At 59.3% G+C, this 17,400-nt stretch carries 14 protein-coding genes and 1 tRNA gene; 5 read left to right on the top strand and 10 right to left on the bottom strand.

Annotation, left to right across the window (positions count from 1 at the left end):
- Positions 1-8 precede the first annotated feature (8 nt).
- Positions 9-233, top strand: a complete 225-nt coding sequence (locus C5750_RS14090) for a sulfurtransferase TusA family protein (RefSeq protein ID WP_105734491.1) — start codon at positions 9-11, stop codon at positions 231-233.
- Here the strand turns inward: C5750_RS14090 and C5750_RS14085 are convergent.
- Both C5750_RS14085 and C5750_RS14080 read right to left on the bottom strand, forming a co-directional pair.
- Positions 230-1,417: a CobW family GTP-binding protein gene (locus C5750_RS14085; protein ID WP_105734490.1), complete on the bottom strand. Its 1,188-nt coding sequence runs from the start codon at positions 1,415-1,417 to the stop codon at positions 230-232. The genes C5750_RS14090 and C5750_RS14085 overlap by 4 nt on opposite strands.
- A gap of 25 nt (positions 1,418-1,442) precedes the next feature.
- Complete coding sequence (locus C5750_RS14080; protein ID WP_105734489.1) at positions 1,443-2,558, bottom strand: D-alanyl-D-alanine carboxypeptidase family protein; 1,116 nt, start codon at positions 2,556-2,558, stop codon at positions 1,443-1,445.
- Positions 2,559-2,737: 179 nt separating this feature from the next.
- Between C5750_RS14080 and C5750_RS14075 the strand changes: the two genes are divergently transcribed.
- The gene (locus C5750_RS14075) at positions 2,738-3,907 is read left to right on the top strand and encodes a M20 aminoacylase family protein (RefSeq protein WP_105734488.1); all 1,170 of its coding nucleotides are present in this window, start codon (positions 2,738-2,740) and stop codon (positions 3,905-3,907) included.
- An 89-nt stretch (positions 3,908-3,996) separates the two neighbouring features.
- Positions 3,997-4,073, top strand: a tRNA-Arg gene (locus C5750_RS14070).
- A 161-nt stretch (positions 4,074-4,234) separates the two neighbouring features.
- Here C5750_RS14070 and C5750_RS14065 read toward each other — a convergent pair.
- The 7 genes from C5750_RS14065 to C5750_RS14035 form a co-directional block, all read right to left on the bottom strand.
- A complete protein-coding gene (locus tag C5750_RS14065; protein WP_105734487.1) occupies positions 4,235-4,990 on the bottom strand; it encodes a methyltransferase domain-containing protein in 756 nt (251 codons plus the stop codon).
- Positions 4,991-5,277: 287 nt separating this feature from the next.
- A complete protein-coding gene (locus C5750_RS14060) occupies positions 5,278-6,519 on the bottom strand; it encodes a hypothetical protein (RefSeq protein ID WP_130502084.1) in 1,242 nt (413 codons plus the stop codon).
- An 18-nt stretch (positions 6,520-6,537) separates the two neighbouring features.
- Positions 6,538-7,698: a glycosyltransferase family 4 protein gene (locus C5750_RS14055; RefSeq protein WP_105734485.1), complete on the bottom strand. Its 1,161-nt coding sequence runs from the start codon at positions 7,696-7,698 to the stop codon at positions 6,538-6,540.
- A complete protein-coding gene (locus C5750_RS14050; RefSeq protein WP_245421100.1) occupies positions 7,698-8,939 on the bottom strand; it encodes a glycosyltransferase family 4 protein in 1,242 nt (413 codons plus the stop codon). Before C5750_RS14050 ends, C5750_RS14055 begins: the two co-directional genes overlap by 1 nt.
- Positions 8,936-9,712 carry a polysaccharide deacetylase family protein gene (locus C5750_RS14045; protein WP_105734483.1) on the bottom strand — a complete coding sequence of 259 codons (777 nt, stop codon included), beginning with the start codon at positions 9,710-9,712 and terminating at the stop codon, positions 8,936-8,938. The genes C5750_RS14050 and C5750_RS14045 overlap by 4 nt, the downstream gene beginning before the upstream one ends.
- Positions 9,705-11,033, bottom strand: a complete 1,329-nt coding sequence (locus tag C5750_RS14040; RefSeq protein ID WP_105734482.1) for an O-antigen ligase family protein — start codon at positions 11,031-11,033, stop codon at positions 9,705-9,707. The genes C5750_RS14045 and C5750_RS14040 overlap by 8 nt, the downstream gene beginning before the upstream one ends.
- 17 nt (positions 11,034-11,050) lie before the next feature.
- On the bottom strand, positions 11,051-12,529 hold the full coding sequence (locus tag C5750_RS14035) for a GumC family protein (RefSeq protein ID WP_105734481.1): 1,479 nt from the start codon (positions 12,527-12,529) through the stop codon (positions 11,051-11,053).
- Between the two features lie 158 nt (positions 12,530-12,687).
- Between C5750_RS14035 and C5750_RS14030 the strand changes: the two genes are divergently transcribed.
- Both C5750_RS14030 and C5750_RS14025 read left to right on the top strand, forming a co-directional pair.
- Positions 12,688-13,995, top strand: coding sequence for a lipopolysaccharide biosynthesis protein (locus tag C5750_RS14030; protein WP_105734480.1), 1,308 nt, complete (start codon positions 12,688-12,690; stop codon positions 13,993-13,995).
- Positions 13,996-14,108: 113 nt separating this feature from the next.
- Positions 14,109-15,209 (top strand): GNAT family protein, encoded by a 1,101-nt coding sequence (locus tag C5750_RS14025; RefSeq protein WP_158531336.1) that lies wholly within the window; start codon positions 14,109-14,111, stop codon positions 15,207-15,209.
- A 2-nt stretch (positions 15,210-15,211) separates the two neighbouring features.
- Here the strand turns inward: C5750_RS14025 and C5750_RS14020 are convergent, their stop codons facing one another.
- Complete coding sequence (locus C5750_RS14020; RefSeq protein WP_105734648.1) at positions 15,212-17,377, bottom strand: glycoside hydrolase; 2,166 nt, start codon at positions 17,375-17,377, stop codon at positions 15,212-15,214.
- Positions 17,378-17,400: the final 23 nt, after the last annotated feature.

Raw genomic sequence — 17,400 nt, 5'->3', positions numbered from 1 at the left:
GGCCCGCCATGTCGGCTGATATCTATGATCTGCGTGGCCTGAATTGCCCGCTGCCGGTATTGAAAACCCGCAAACGTCTGGAAACCATGCCCGGAGGCAGCCGCCTCTGGGTTGAAACCAGCGACCCCCTCGCCGTCATCGACATGCCGAATTTCTGCCTGACCGACGGCCACCGGCTGATCGAGACGGTGACCATCGAGGGCGGCCACCGCTTCCACATCGAGCGCGGCTAGACTTTCAATCCCGGGATTGCCAGCGGATTGTCGAACAGCGCCGCACGGTCCGGCGTATCGACCTTCGGTTCGTTGAGGAAGGCGCTGAACAGCTGTGTCACATAGCTTTCCGGCAGATCCTTGACGATCAGAACCAGCCGCGTCTCGCGCCGCCCTTCCGGCCATGCGGCAAGCCGCGCTGGCGGATGAAAAATCTGCTGCACGCCGTGAATGACCAGCGGACGCTCCGGATCATCGGCCAGCTGCACGATGCCTTTCATGCGCAGGAGTTTTTCGCCATGGGCCGAACGCAGCAGATCGAGAAACATCTCGAAACCGGCGCGCGGTACCGGCGCATCATGCGTGAGGGAAAACGACCGTATCGCCGCATCATGGCGGTTCACATCGTGGTGATGGTGGTGATGGTGGTCATGGTGGTCATGGTCGTGATCATCATGCCCGTCATGGCCATGATGATGATGCGCATGATGCTCGGCTTCCTCCCGTTCATGCTCACGATCGCGATAGGCTTCCGCCTTCAGCCAGCGCTGCACATCGATGGTTTTGGTCCCGGGATTGTAGACACCGCACTCGAACAGCGCGGCATAGCCGGTGCGCGCATCGCCGACATCGATGATATCGGCACCGGGATTAAGCGCGGCCAGCCGGGCCCGCAGCGCCGGCAGACCCTGCGCCGCTTGCGGCATGTCGGTCTTGGTCACGACGATCCGGTCGGCGACCGCCGCCTGCTTGACCGCTTCCTCATGCGCATCGAGCGTTGCCATGCCGTTGACCGCATCGACCGTCGTGATCACCCCGTCCACCCGGAACGCCTGCAGCAGCACGGGATGCCCCATGATCGCATGCAGGACGGGCGCAGGGTCGGCCAGCCCGGTCGTTTCGATGATGACCCGCTTGAGCCGCTTCAACTGGCCGGTCTGCAGACGGTCGATCAGGTCGGCCAGCGTATCGACGAGTTCGCCGCGGACCGTGCAGCACAGGCAGCCGTAGGAAAGCTCGATGACGCCTTCGCTCGCCGTCTCCACCAGGAGATGGTCGATGCCGACATCGCCGAATTCATTGATGATGACGGCCGTGTCGGCCAGCGCCGGATCTTTCAGCAGGCGGTTCAGCAAGGTGGTCTTGCCCGACCCCAGAAATCCCGTGAGTACAGAAACCGGAATGGGGGCGTTGAGGCCACTCATGATGACATCCTATCGTGCGTTGTTGTTAATTCACTGCTTTTGCCGTGTTGGCCGCATCGGTGATCGAGGCGCGGTCGGGCCGCGGAATCGGGATCGGGATGCGGCTCATATCCTTGCCCTTCGCATTGGTCTTGGAGGGAAGCAGGGCAACGAGTTCCGCCTGCGGTTGATGATCCATCCGGTACATGTAGGGCGAGCCCTGGATGATATGGCCTTCTGCGTCCTTGCCGTCCCAGCTGTCGGAGGCGGCCGCCTCCTTGGAGCAGACGGTCGGACGCATGTTGACGGCGACATCGCGCGCGGCCGGGCCATAGGGCTGCAGGGCCTCCAGTGTCTTGCCGGTTCCGCGGGTCTCAAACCCCTTTGCCAGCAGCTCGGCCGCCTTCGTCGCGCGCCCCTGCTGCTTCAACTCGCCCAGAACGACGGTGATGATGTTGCGGCCATCGCGGGTGGCCGAGCCGACGAGATTGAAACCGGACGGGCAGACAAAGCCGGTCTTCATACCGTTTGCGCCCTGGAACCGGCCAATCAGCGCATTGAAATTGGCCTGGATCTTGTTGCCGGAATCGATCGCCTCAATATCGAAATAATGCATGTATTGCGGGAATTCACGCCGCATCTGCACCGTCAGGATCGCCAGGTCGCGCGCTGTCGTATAGTGATCGTCCGAATGCAAGCCATTGGGATTGACGAAATGCGAGCCGTACATGCCCAGGCGCTTGGCTTCGGCATTCATCAGCACGGCGAATTTTTCCGATGAGCCGCCGAGGGTCTCGCCAATCGCCATCGCCACGTCATTGGCCGATTTGACCATGATAATCTTGAACGCGTTATCCAGCGTCAGCTGCGAGCCGGGCTTGTAGCCCATTTTGCTCGGCGGCTCCTTTGCCGCACGGGCCGTCATCTTGATGGGCGTGTCCAGTGTGACCTGGCCTGATTCGATCATGCGGAAGGCCACATAGGCCGTCACCAGCTTGGTGAGGGACGCCGGATACCAGCGCTGGAACGCATCTTCCTGCGACAAAATCTCGCCGGTACCCACATCCACAGTGATGTTCGGACCCGCAAGTGCCGCCGTTGCCAGACCCGCAGTGGTTGACACCACGCAGCCCGAGAGAAAGAGTGCTACAGTTTTCCGCATTCCAGATATCCAGCCTGTCTGTATAAAGAACCAGGGAAATGGCCTTGTGATTTCATTGCCGGGCTTCCCGCCGGGTCGCAATGGCCTTATCTATCCTATGTGGCAGGCAAAAGGCAAAACACCTTTGAACTGTTCACTGAATTGTCAGATGTAGTTCGCACGTTTGGAGTTTCAACACTATGCCCTTGCTCAACCGCGCCATCGAAATGCAGGAAGAAGTCTCCCGGTGGCGCCGCCATCTGCATGAGAATCCGGAACTGATGTTCGATGTCCACGAGACCGCGAAATTTGTCGCGGACAAGCTGCGGAGCTTCGGCGTCGACGAGGTTGCCACCGGCATCGGCCGGACCGGCGTTGTCGGCATCATTCGCGGACGCCATGGCGAAGGACAGACGGTTGGCCTGCGCTCCGACATGGATGCGCTGCCCTTGCATGAAATCACCGGCAAGCCCTATGCATCGAAAACCCCCGGCAAGATGCATGCCTGCGGCCATGACGGCCATACGGCCATGTTGCTCGGCGCGGCGCAGTACCTCGCCGAAACCCGCAATTTCAAGGGCTCGGTCGCGGTGATCTTCCAGCCGGCGGAGGAAGGCGGCGGCGGCGGCCGCGAGATGGTCAAGGAGGGCATGATGGAGCGCTTCTCGATCTCCGAAGTCTACGGCATGCACAACACGCCGGGCCTGCCCGTCGGCCAGTTCGCCATCCGCAAGGGGCCGATCATGGCGGCAACCGACGAATTCAACATCACCATCGAAGGCCGCGGCGGCCACGCGGCGCAGCCGCACCGCACGATCGACCCGGTTGTCATCGGCGCCCAGCTTGTCAACGCGCTGCAGACCATCGTCTCGCGCGGCACCGATCCGCTGGATTCGGTTGTTTTGTCCGTCACCAAATTCCATGCGGGCGATGCACACAACATCATCCCGCAGAAGGCCGAGCTGGCAGGCACGGTGCGCACGCTGCGCTCCGAAATGCGCGATTTTGCCGAGAAGCGCCTGCGCGAAGTGGCCGAGGGCGTGGCGACGGCTCTCGGCGCTGTCGCGGGGATTGACTACGACCGCAATTACCCCGTCACCTTCAATCACGACCAGGAGACGGAATTTGCCGCGCGCACGGCGCAGAGCGTTGCCGGCAGCAATGCCGTCAATCTGGAGGTCGCCCCGATGATGGCGGGGGAAGATTTCTCCTACATGCTGGAAGCGCGCCCCGGCGCCTTCATGTTCATCGGCAATGGCGAGAGCGCCTCGCTGCACAACCCGGCCTATGACTTCAATGACGACGCCATTCCCCACGGCATCAGCTATTGGGTGCAACTGGCCGAAAGCGCCCTTCCCGCCGCATCCTGACATTTTGAGGCGCGGCCCCTGAAGATGCGTGCATTTCGCGCATCTTCAGACTTGGCGTTGCCGCGGAAAAACAGTATGTCTGGCCGCATGGTCCCGTAGCTCAGTAGGATAGAGCGACAGATTCCTAATCTGTAGGCCACTGGTTCGAATCCAGTCGGGATCACCATAAATCTACAATTTAGGCAGTAACATGTTCCTCACGCGTTCCTGCTTGGGCGTTCCCTAGTCGATCTTTGACTGGCGATGCGCAATTAACCATATTGAGCATACCGTGTGAACCACGGCATTGTCTGTCATCTCACATTGAATACCATCACCAAACGGAAATCAGATTTTTGTCAGTTGTGAGTAGAATTCCAACTGATTAAACGGAGTAGGGACTATTCTACCGACCTTAAAGCCTATTTGATAACGGCGGAACACTTCTTCCAGCAAAGGCTTGAAGCTGTCGGGGCGGAACATCCAACAATGAGTGTCGATATATTTGCCTGCTTGGTATTGCGCTATAAGGCCCTCAATTGCTTCAGCAGCAATCTGTGGCCGAAAATTTGAAGACGCTCCAACATTGGACCATAGTGCCCCGCAATCGGCATGAACTATATTGGTAAAATGATCGATGACCTGCCTGAGGCTGGGTCTCCATCGCTGCTCCGCCTCCGCCTCATCAATCATCCAAGCCTCAGTATCGCGCCGAAAGAAATCAAAAGTATACCGCTTATCGGGAATAACGAGCGCGAGAACGCCACCGTTCTGCAAAACAGCGTGAATATCTCGAAGCCATCCGACAAGATTGGGAACGTGTTCTATGACATGACTCGCGACGACAAAGTCGAAGGGACCGAAATCCTTACCCGCATCGGGTAAGGTCCTTTCCAAAAGATTGATATCGACGCTACATATGTCCTGTTCAGGTACATCAGGATTGCCGTGATACTTCTTCTTGAGATCTTCAGTTGAACAGTGATCCGCGTAATAGACCTTCCCAACACTACGGGGAACAAGCGGCCTATTCAGCGGGCCGATCTCCAAAATCGCTTTTCCCTTTAGATTTAACCCATTTAACGCTGTATGACGCAAATCCATAAGGGTAATCCTCCGCTATCCGAAGTGTTCAAGCACGGCGTCGAATCTGGGTCAATCCGACACAACAGAACCCGATTAATATCTTGGTGCTTTAACCTGTCTGATAGGAGGAGCAATGACGATGGCAATGTGGTTCAATGTCGAGCCTTTGCAGCGATGGCGCCGGACGAAAAGACCATATTTAAATATCGAGTTGCACACGTCTCTCGTCGCCACTTAACACGCTATTTCCACCGTCTTAAGGAACCCTACCCTAGTCTATCATACTAGATAAACAAATGGCCACGTCAGCGCTGCAAGACTACAGTCCATGTGTTTGGCCATATTTTAACCGTACAAGGGAACTGGCAGGCCTTCACCTGATCTTTCCAAGAAGGAAAATTCGTCGCTCTCTGTTTCTGGATCTCGGAAGAAAACATGGCTCCATTTGCCACTATTACGATAAGTCCCAGCGCTACGAACGGTCTGGCATTGAACCTTCCGGCAAAAGATACCAAAATCAACAACGATAGAATTCCCGTAGCGAAATATCGCGCCCCAGTGGCGGCAGACAGCATATTGATTTTATCTTCGAGGGTTCCTATGGCCCCGGCAGTTTGTGCGATCGACACGCACACACACACAAGGGTCAAAATGACAGCGGCATTTCTTACCTGCTTATCCCTCGACAAATAGAGGCAGGAACCGATCAAACCGCCGCTCGCAATCATAATCAGAATGAGATAGATGCGATTTTCAAGGATCAATGCGCCGAGAGCATTCGTTAGATTTGCCCCCGAGAATTGAGTGAATACCGTTTGGAGTAGAAACGGCGCCAACAGAAGAGTTGGCGAAAGCACGATTTGCCGGTCCGGGTGATTGTGGTCAAGGATCACCAAGGCCTGAATGGCGACACAGAGAACAAGAATACAGCCCATGATGAAATGCGGACGTGATTTGCTCAGATAGGCTTGTAAGAAGAAAAATGGCGCCAGCAATACGGACGGAACACCGGTCAAACCGCATGCCGCGATCCAAATGTAAATCAAGATGCGCCAGCTCGGGCGAGCTTGCGAATATGACGTGATAGTCATCAACAGAACGGAAAGCGCGGCTACCCATTGAACATTGGTAGAGGTAGCAAATATCTCGGTCATTGCTGGTGAAAGGCAAAATGCCAACAGCGACAAAATCGATAACTCAAAAGGTATCTTGTATTGTTTCGCAATCGTTTCAAGTTGCATCGCGACAAGACCAAAGGTCGCAATTGCAAGATATGTTGTTACGACAGGCGCAGCCTTAATGTCGACAAAGGTGGAGAGATAGACGAATAGATTGGCAAGAAACTGATAATTGCCTTGAGCAACGAATGTGAACAGGAAGCTCCAGTCCGAAACGACAGCCTTCTGATAGTAAACACTTCCCTCTTCTGCCCAGAAACGCGGGTCCTGAAAGAGAGATGGCGCCGATAGATAAAGAACCAGCATGGAAATCACAGGAAAAAGCCACCTGGCGCCGCGGAGATCGGCAGATCGTTGTTGCGTTTCCATGTCCCCTTGCATCCCCATTCAGCCCTGCACTTTCGGCATCTTGCGTTTCAAAACCGCGTTGTAAACGTCAAGCGTCTGGTCCGCAATGTTCATCCAGCCATATTGCTCCGCCACAAGAGCGCCCTGCTCCGCCGCTTTGCGCGGATCGAACGGCACGGCGAGCTTTGACCGCATGGCCGCAGCCAATTGCTCGATGTCGCCAAGCGGGAAATAGTCCTGCGCGGGCAGGCCGATTTCCAGATTGGCCGTGATGTCGCTGGCAAGCACCGGCAGTCCCGCGCCCATGGCTTCGAGCAAAGCAATCGGCATGCCTTCATGGCTGGAAGGCAGCACGAACAACCCGGCATTCTCATAGAGGATGGAAAGATCGTCGCCCGTCTGCATGCCGGCAAGGATCACACCGGGAACATCAGCGGCACGTGTTTCGATGTCCTGCGAATACTGCGCCATATATTCGGCCGAGCCGACCAGAACCAGCCTGACCGTGGGATCGGCCAGTTTGGCAAATGCCGCAATGAGATCGTGCTGGCGTTTTTCCGGCACGATGCGGGCAACCAGCATGATATAGCGCCGCGGCGTCAGCCCAAGTTTCCCAAGAATGCCCGTATCAGCCTGGCTCCGGCGGATCGTCACGCCATTGGGCACATATTGAACCGGCACGCCGTAACGGCTTTCCATTGTCCGCGCGATATCGTTGGACACGGCAATGCGTCCGCTGGCAAAGCGCATGCCGGCCTTCTCGCCCAGTTTCAGCATGAGCTTGGCAAGGCCGCCCCACTTCTGCCGGTCGTAGTCATAACCATGATGGGTAACGACGACCTTCAGGCCAAGGAGGCGCGCCAGCGGCGTCAGCAGCGCCGGGCCGATGGCATGGATATGCAGAATATCCGGCCGATGATAGGCGGCAAACAGCACGCCAAGCGCCGTATGGGCGATTGCCTCGAATTTCACCGAGCCGGGCGACCACAGCGGATGCACTTTTACCCGCTTCCACGTATAGGGATCGGGTGTCAGCAGATAGCGCCTGCGGCCGAGAACCGTGACATCCCAGCCCTTGTCGACAAAATGCCGGCTGAGTTCCTCGACATGTTTTTCCACGCCGCCCTGCACCTCCGGGATGCCGCGCAGGCCGAGCATCATCACCGTGGGCTGCCTTGCTGCCCCGCGTCCATCCGCCATCACGATACTCCAAGCGTGGCATAGAGCCCGGCCATACGGTCGCGATAGGCAGCCGCCGAGAAGTCGCGGGCGATCCAGTCGCGGCCATTCATGCCCATGCGCGAACGCGCCGCCGGCGTCAGTCCAGCCATAACGGCGATGGCGCGCGCCAGATCGTCCGCATCGCCGGCAATGGCGGTCATGCCCGTTTCGCCCTCGCGGATCATTTCCGGAATGCCGCCGATGGCCGCGCCAATCACCGGCCGGCCCAGCGCATAGGCTTCCAGGATGCTGACGGGTGCGTTTTCATACCATTCGGAAGGCAGGACCAGTGCCTTGGCTTCGCCGATCAGGCGGCGCAGATTCTCACCCGAAACATATCCGGCGAACATGACATCCGCGCCCAGTTCCGCAACAAGGGCCTTGAGCATGGCCTCGTCCGGGCCGGTTCCCGCAATCACCAGCCGCTGCTTTGCCAGTGCCGCAGCGCGGATCAGCGTAACCAGTCCCTTCTCCGGCGCAAGGCGCCCGGCAAAGACGAAATAGTCGCCCTCGTTCCAGCCGGTGGCGAATTCCTGCGTATCGACAAAGTTCGGGATGTAGACGAGCTGTTCCGCCGGCCAGCCCCATTCGATCAGCTTCTCACGGTAGAACCGGCTCGGTACAACGAACCTGTCCACCTTGTTCCGGTAAAGCCCCAGCCCGCGATGCACGATGGTCTCCAGGAAGACCAGGCCGCTGAGGGCAAGCGAGCCCTTGATGCAGCGGTGCCGGACGACATTATAGACCCGGCCGCCGCGGCACTCCTCGCAGACATGGCCGTCAACCAGCATCTTGTAGGCGGGACAGGCGAGCTTCAGGTCATGCACGGTCATCACGGTCGGGATACCCGCCTTTTTCAGCGTGGCAAAGATCGAGGGCGAAAGATGATGATAGACATTGTGGGCGTGGGCGATGTCGGGCCGGGCCTGCCCGATCAGCGCTTCGATGCTGCGCTGCGCTTCAAAGGAGTAGATGATCTTGCCGGCCTGGGCGACCTTGGTCAAAAGGCTGCTTTCCCGCCCATATTCGATTTCAGAGACAAAATGCTCCGACCACGGCGAGGCGTCATTGTCCGGATGCTGCATGGCAAAGGGAATGACCTCCCAGCCGATCTCGGAAAAGAGCTGCATGTGCTCGAGAAAGATCGCTTCGGCACCGCCGCGCCGGTAGAAATAGTTGTTGATCGCCAGCAGGCGCTTCGTATGGGCGGATGCTTTCACGACGAATGCCTTTCCGCGCTGAACTGTTCCAGCGCGTCGCGTACCGGCAGGACCGTGCAGCCGCGCGCCAGCGTATAGGCAACGAGGCGTTCGAATGTGTCCGCCGTGCAGCCAAACGGCGTCGGCTGCGGCGCGATATCATGCGTGAAAAAGATGAGCCAGCCAGGCTCCGCGATCAAAGTATCGATCCAATGGGTCAAACCGAGCGCATGGCTTTCCGGCTGGCGGATTTCCACGCCCCAGAGAAAGGCCGGATTGACGGCGCCGCGATTGATGCGTTCGCCGCCGGCGCGGCAGGTTTCAAAACGGCTGCCGAAAATGCCGCGCCCCCGGAACGAGCCGGCATTGTAGGGATAGGCGAAATTGCGGCGATGCTCCTGCGGCGCAAGGCCGTCGAGATAGGCCTTGTTGCGCTGCAGATCGGCGGCAAGCCGCCGGTTGCCCATATGAGACACCTTCGTGTGGGAAAATGTGTGGCAGCCGATCTCATGCCCCTGCTGCGCCAGGGCCCGGCATCCGTCGCGGGAAATGAGCCTGCGCCCGGGTTCAATCTGTCCTTCCAGCGACCCGGCGATGTAGAACGTGCCGCGCACGCCATGGCCTTCCAATATCCGTGCGCCGTTGGTCAGCGCCGTGTCAGGCACATCATCGAAGGTAAAGGACACGACCGGGCGCGACACGGGTATGTGCAGGCGCGGCCCCGGCATCCGGCGCATCAGCCTGTCGGTGATCCGGTCCGACCAATAGTCCAGCTTTTTCAGAATGTCAGGCATGGGCGACCGTCAATTTACCTTGCGAGGATGGTGGGCTGACAATGTTCGCATTGGCTTGCAGGCGCAGGCCGAACACGGCGAAGAGGAATGCAAACCATAACGGGCTGCCACTCTGGAAGAACATGCTTTCCACGCAGGCCGTATAGATCCCGTAAAGCCAGATGCGAACAAAAAGCCGTGTGAGGGCCGAATTGTTGGATGTCGCATCCGCCCTGCCTATGTCGCGCAGCGGCAGGAAAAGCAACCATATAAGCGTGAGAACCAGCCCCGGTATCCCGGTTGTCAAAAGTGTATCCAGATAGCCGTTATGGCCATTATAGGCGGCAACGGCCCATGTCTCGAGCTTGCCGCCACTGTAGACCAGTTCCTCGGTCTGCCAGAACGACTGGAATCCATACCCCGTAAAGGGCTTTTGGGCGATGGCGGAAAAGGCAAAACGCCAGATGTCCGTCCGGTTGGTAAAAGTCGCGTCTATGCCGGCAGCGGTGATGAGAGACCGTATCGGTTCAAACACCGCCGATCCGACGGCAAGAATATTGAACACGGCAATCCCGCCAATACCGATCAGCGCCCGGGTCCACTTCCAGCGCTCGAATATCCAGGCAAGGATGAGAACACCCGGCAATGCGGCAGTGGATGTCTTGCCGCCGGTGTGCAGCAGAAACATCACCGAGAGGACGATGATGGCAATACCCGCCAGTCTCTGGCCCGCGCTGTGGACAAACAGTCCGAAGAACACCGCCATCACCATGACAGCCGCCGCAACATTTTTGTGGGGAAATTGACCGCGCCAGAAACCCGCATTCATCGGCTCGCGGATTTCCGATGCCTGGTGAATGGCCCGTGTGGGAAGGGCGATGACGCCAAAATAGGCAAAGCCCAGCATGATGAGCGTCGCAAGGCCGAGCAGCTTGGCAAAATGCCGGTCGGACTGCGGCAACAGCAGGAAGATGCTGGCGTTCACGCACACCAGAATGGCAAGGACGATGCGCTTGAGGGCGATATCCGGATGCGCGGACAGTGCGGAGACCAGAATGAACCAGGCGAACAGCAGAACGATCAGCGCGCGCGGCTGCATGATCGTCCGGCGCATCGGGCTGCTGAGCCCATAGCCGATCAAGCCTGCCGAGAGAACCAGCGTGACAAGCTGATTGACCAGATTGGAGTTTCCAGCGCTCGGATCGACGGAAGCGTCACCCGTCAGATCGACATAGGGCGTTGTGGTAATCCAGAAAAACAGAAAAATCGCCACAAACAGCAACGCGCCGACACCACCCGCAGCAGTGGTCGTGGGCGCAGCTCTGGTTTCGATTGTTCCCATAAAAGAACGTATCCTGCTTACCTGTTCTTTGCCTTGCGCTCGGCGCGCATGACCCCAAGCAGGCCGGTAGCCACGGCAAGGAAAGCGCCCAGGCCCAATCCGGCGAATGCTCCGCCACCGGCAAGCAGCGCCGTGCGCGGCGGCCAGCTGCGGCGCAGCGGCGGTATGGCGGACGAGATCACCCGGATATTGGTGCTGTTGAGCTGCTGGCGCTCCGTCGTTTCGCCGGCCCGGGTCAGGAAGGTCTGGTAGATGGCGATTTTCGTCGCCATATCGCGCTCCAGATCGTTCAGCCGCACCTGTGCGTCATTGTCCATGGAAACGGAGGAGCGCGCACTTGCCGCCTGCTGCTTCAGCGCATCGACGACGGATTTTGCCTGATCCAGATCGACCTGGGCGGCCCGCAGGATGCGCCCGGTTTCCTGCGATATCTGCTGCTCAAGTCCACCCAGCTGCGATCTGGCGCGGATCAGTCCGGGATAACGCGGCCCGTAGGTGATCGACATGGAATCGACCGTCTGCTTGACCGTCGCATATTGGGCGCGCAGGCTGGCGAGCGTGGGCGACTGCAATGTCGCCGACGGGCTTGTCTGGCTGGGTGTCGAGGCCGTCAGTTCATTGTAGCGCGACTGTGCTTCGACCAGCCGGGCATTGGCATCCACCAGCTTCACGTTGATCTGTGCCATGGACTGCGAGCTGATCAGTTCGCCGGCGCTGGTCTGGAGACCGTGATCGCGCTTGAATTCGGCCACCTTGGCTTCCGCATCGGACGCACTCTGTTTCAGCTCCGCCAGGCGGTCGGTGAGCGCCGAGGCCGCGCGTCCGGCGCCATCCGCCTCCGCCTGGGCGACTTCCTCCTGAAAAGCTTTCGCCAGGGCATTGGCAATACGGACCGCCATATCGGGATTGTTGGCCCAGGCCGCGATGGTGACCATGTAGGAACGCTCCTGGCGGCGGGCGGTTATTCTCTCGGACAGGCTGCGCATGGCCGCCAGCGTCTTGTCGGCAACCGCCGGCTTGCCGCCGAACAGCGACCCGAGACTGAGGCCGGGACCGTCGGTGCCGACAAATTCCGGATCGCTGGCAAGGCCAAGCTCGCTGACAACGCGCCGCAGCACATTGCCGGAGGTCAGCACCAGCATCTTGCTTTCAACGTCAAGCAGCTGCGTGTCGCCCTGCTGGTTCTGCACGTAGATGTCGTTCGGCAGGACCTGGAGATTGGCCGGCGGCACGAGCAGGTCCGTATAGACGGTATAACGCGGCTTCGCGCCCATCCCGTAACCGATGCCGATCAGCGCACCGACGACAGCCCCGATCAAAACCCAGTACCACCGGGCAAGCAGCCAGGAAATCAGCAAGCTTACGTCGATGTGCGGCAGAGAGAAGGAAGTGGCAGGGGCTGGTTTGCGCGCGTCACGCACGGGAGGTTCGACGACAGGTCCCTTGATAGGAGCTGCCGGCTGCAGTTTGCCCGTCGCGTCACGCAGTTTGTACATTCAGCAATACTCTGTAAGCATCAATCAAACCGTAACGGTTTAATGGTAATGTATATCTAAACGATAGATTGCAAATTTTGGTTAATAAATGGCTATCTCCTTTTGGTCCGCTGAACAATAAAGATGAAAATGTCAGCCCTCCGCCCAGGTTTCAGAACATGAAGAAGTTGAATGCTGCGCAGATCATCGGCGGATTGCCGCGGCTCCTGCCGATGATCATGTCCTATGCGGCGTCGAGCGGCAGCCTGCTGATCGCCAATGCGGCGCAGCTGGTGACATTCGCCATTCTTGCACGCTCCTTTGGCGCCGTCGAATTCGGTGTCTTCGTTTCCGTGACGGCGGTCACCAGCATTGCCGTGCATCTGTGCGGCCTCGGCGCCTCGGAATGCCTGGTGCGGCGGGTGGCGCGCGACCACGCGATGTATCCCGTCATGATGGGGCACAACCTCATCCTGACGCTGACGAGCGGCGTCGTTTTGGTGCTGCTGGGGATCGCCATCCTGCCCTTCTGGATGAAGCTTTCGCCCGATCCTGTCGAGAATGTCATCGCGATCCTGCTGATCCTCATCACCAACGTCATCCTGGTCCGCATCATCCTCCTGACCGAACAGATTTTCATCGGCCATTCGCAATTTGCCGCCGCCAACCGCTCCGTGGTCGGCTTCGCCTTTGCCCGGACCGCTGCTGCGGCGCTTGCCTGTCTGGTATTCGGCGTGACCAGCCTGGTTGACTGGGCCATATGGCAATTCACGGCCCATGTGCTGGTCCTCATCGCCTATATGTGGTCACTGCGCAAACTCGGCCGGCCGCAATACCGGATCGTGCGCGAGGAAATCCGCCTCGGCATTCTGTTTGCCACGCCCTTCATCTTCCGCGCCATCCGCCAGAACGTCGACCTTCTCATGCTCGGCATCATGGCCAATCCCGAGGTCGTCGGCAGCTACGGCGTCGTGCGCCGTATCGTTGACAGCAGCTATCTCTCCATCGATGCCATGAACCGCCTCGTCTATCCGGGTCTTGCCCGCCTGAGCGTCGACGGCATTCACAACGCGATCGGACGGACCAAGAAAATATTGCTGGCCGCCCTCGGTATCGGCATCGGCTCGGCTCTTGCAATCTTCATTATTGCCCCGTTCCTGCCCATCCTCTTCGGCAGCGAATATGTGTCATTGGTCTCGTTCTGCCGGATTTTGAGCGGAACGGTGGTCTTCGTTGCCATCTGGTCGGTCGCTGTCGATGCGCTTGGGGCGGCGGGATATCACGGCCCCCGGGCGGCGATTCTCAACACCGCCAATGCGCTTGGTGCGGGACTGATCGCCTGGGCCACCTGGGTCGCGCCGCCGCTCGGAACCTTCATCTCGATTTATGTCATCGAAATCGCCATCATGATCGCCGCATGGCTCGTTCTTCTTCGTCTGGCGCGCAACAGCCGTATTGCCGCACAGGAGAGATCGTTTACCACGTAAAATTTCTTCCCGTCAGAATTGAAAAATCGCGGCTTGGTTGCATTGACTAAGGGCTTCGATCATCGAGATAGTGCGGACTGTTAGTCGCAACAATAATCTGCATGGGGATGGGGATGGAACGGGGAAGACAGATACGTCCGATGACGGTGGACGATATTCCTCAGGTCGGACGGCTGTTCTATAAAATCTTCCGCAAGCGCACCATCAGTTCAAGCAACGCTTTCAACGATTACTTTGAACAGCTGTTTTTCGGCAGCCCGATCTACCAGCAGCAACATGGCAGCATTGTTCACGAGACACCGTCCGGCCAGATAAGCAGCGTCATCTCGGCCGTGCCGATGCAGTATGTGGTCGACGGCGAGATTATAACGGCACGTCTCCTCTGCGCTTTCATGACCGATCCCGACATGCGCTGCCATGGCGCTGCCGAGCTGGCGCTGATCCTGCGGCCGCGCAATCAGGACCTCTGTTTTACCGACAGCGCATCTCCCGCCAGCGCCGGAGCGTTCAAGGCGGCACGCGCGGCGCTGTTGCCGGTCCACGGCCTGGACTGGTGCCGGATTTTTCAGCCTGCCGCGTTTTTTGCCCAGCTGGCCGCCAGACGGTCAACCCTTGGCCGCTATGCTGCACGCCTGCCGATAGCCCGCCCGCTCGACCATATCGTCAGACGCATGACACCGGCGCTGCATGTCGAGCCCGGCACGGGAATACATGACGAGGCGATGTCCACGGACCTGTTCGTGTCCACCGTTCAAGACTTTCTGTCCGCCTACCCGGTTCGCCCCGTCTGGTCACCGGCTGAATTGAACTGGATTCTGGATATTGCCAGACAGAATACGGGCCTCGGAGACCTGAATATCCGTTCGGTCTGGAACCGGAATGCCGAGTTGATCGGCTGCTTCATCTATTTCGGGCGCCCCGGAATGATTGCCCAGGTGTTGAACGTCTTTTCCCGCAAGGGGGAGGAGGCGGTTGTGATCAACCGCATGATGTATCATCTGGAACAGTCCGGGCTTGTTGCCGCACGCGGCCATGTGCAGCCCGGGCAACTCGATGCCCTGTCCCGCCAAAGAGCGATGGTTTACAGGCACCGCGCCCACACCTGCGTCAGCACACGCCATCCCGGTGTGCTCAACGCCATCAACCGCAACGATATATATGTCGGCGGACTGGCGGGCGAATCCTGGAGCCGGCTTGTGTCGGACTTCTTCTGATACTATTGCCGCTCGATGAGAAAATAGGTGGTGGGTCCCTTGGGCCCGGCGTTGGAAAGCCGTGTTGCGACGGCACCGCTGCCCCGGGCAACCGCTGGCTGCACCCTGCCGTCCAATCCGACCGGCGAGATGGTCCAACGCCCTTTCCCCGGCAGGGAGAAGTCGACACTGCCCGCCTTGATCCGGACGGGCAAGCGGCCATAATCGGCGATAACCCGTTCTTCCCTGTCCGAAAACCGCATGGCGGTGTTTTGCGCATCGGTCGCGTAGATCACCAGCAGGCGGCGGCTGCTGCCGACCGGCTGGTCATCCAGCGCTGAAACGGCAAACAGGCCCCTGCCCACGGCATTGCCCACGGTCAGATTGGCGAGCGTGACCGTATCGGTGAGATCGGCAAAGGCAATCGCCTCCGTCCGCCCGGTTTTCACCGTCATGCGCAGCCTGTTCCGGTCAAGGCTGATCTCATTCGTGACGCTCTCAAAAATGCCCTTGCCCGCGTCCGTGCCGTTTTCCGGGTCGAGCAGCTTGCTGTCGCGCAGAGCGGAGAGGATCGTGGCAGCGGCCGCGGGATCGCGGGGCGATGCCACCGTCAGCGCACTGGCCGGGGCCGATGGTGCATCCTTCTGCAACCCGATTGCCGCCAGCAGGGCAAGCGCGGTCAATGCATCGGGTTCCCGCTCATACATGTTCTGCGTCAAATCCTCCACTCCGCGCATGCGGAAGGGAATGGACGCCGGTGAGCCCAGCACATCGCCGCGCCGGTACAAGAGGGCGGCCAGGGTTTCGCCCGCCCGCGCAACCGGATCGAGCGCAATGGCATAGGGCAGCATCTGGCGTTTATGGGCAAAATCCTCGCCATAGGCCAGCACGATGGGTCCGTGCCCATGGCGGCACAGCAGGTCCCAGTTCTGCAATGCCGCGTAGGCAGGCATGACAATGCCGGCTTCGTAGCGGTAATGGCTCCAGAAAAGATGGTCGTACTCCGTGACCATGAACGGACGGCCCAGCCAGCGGGCCCCAGCCAGCATCCGCATATAGGCCGCCGCGTCGGCAAGCGAACTCTTCTGCTCAAGCGAACGGCCCGGCTCATACCCGCCGATCCAGTCCTGATAGGTGTTCATCGCCACCGCCTGCTGTCCCGACCGCGACAGGCTCGTCTGGACACCCGGCCAGTTGTTGTAGGGCGCCACCACGCCCCTGAAACCGAGGGCGCGAAGCGCTGCCGTCATGCGTTCGGCGGAACGTGTTTCCACGTCGATGAAAAAGGCCTGCAGGTCGCGCATGCGCGGCGTCTTTTCATAACGACTCGCCGGCAGGCCGATCGTTGCGTCCTCCAGCCGCTCGCCCGCCGCGACCCCACCCCACGCCTTGGACAGCTCCGCCGTGGTCCCATAGCGCTTTTGCAACCATGTATTGAACACCGGTTGCAAAAGCCTGGAATATTGCGGCTGGCCCTCGCGTTGATGCAGGACACTGTCAAACTCGATGCTGTTTTCGTTGAACGGGATGATCGCCACCAGAGCCGGATCGCGAATCGGCGCGATCCCCGTATAGGGATTGACCGTTGCCAGCACCAGTTGCTGGAATTTCAGCCAATGCTGAAAGGTCTTTTCGTCGATCTGGACCTCAAGCTTCATCTCACCGGCGAGATTCCAGCGATCGTCATAGCCGCCATAGGCGCCGCGGGTGGAACTGAGACCGTCCATCATCCAGTAAATGCCGTTGCGCTTCAACGCCGCCATCAGGTAGCGGAACCGGTCCATGGTTTCCGGATCGAAATCGAAATCGGCGGTACGGCCGAACATCAGCGCGGCATCGACAAAATGAAAACGCGCGATGTTGTATCCATGCATTTTCAGTTGCCGGGCATAACGGTCGGCCCCGTCATGGTCGGGAAAGCCGCCGGAAGCCGGGCTCCAGCCCAGCGACGCGCACAGGAAGCGCTGGGGATTGGCCGGCGCGTCCGCACGGGCCAGGCGTCCGGCTGCGTTGATGACGATCCGGCTCTGCTCGTTGATCGGCGGATTGGGCAGCAGCGCCGAAAAATCGAGCGGGCTGCCGCTTTGCAGCTCGAGCGAGACCTCGCGCACCGGCAACCAGACATCGTCAGCCCGGGACGCCCCGGTAAGCAGCAGGAAAGCGAGAGCAAGGGCAGCCAGTCTCAGCATGATGCGGTGCATTCCTGTGTCTT

Origin of the sequence: Phyllobacterium myrsinacearum, from assembly GCF_002980555.1 — a bacterium.
Classification (GTDB): domain Bacteria; phylum Pseudomonadota; class Alphaproteobacteria; order Rhizobiales; family Rhizobiaceae; genus Phyllobacterium; species Phyllobacterium myrsinacearum.
The sequence above is the reverse complement of the archived record's forward strand: the minus strand, read 5'-3'. Positions and strand labels throughout refer to the sequence as shown.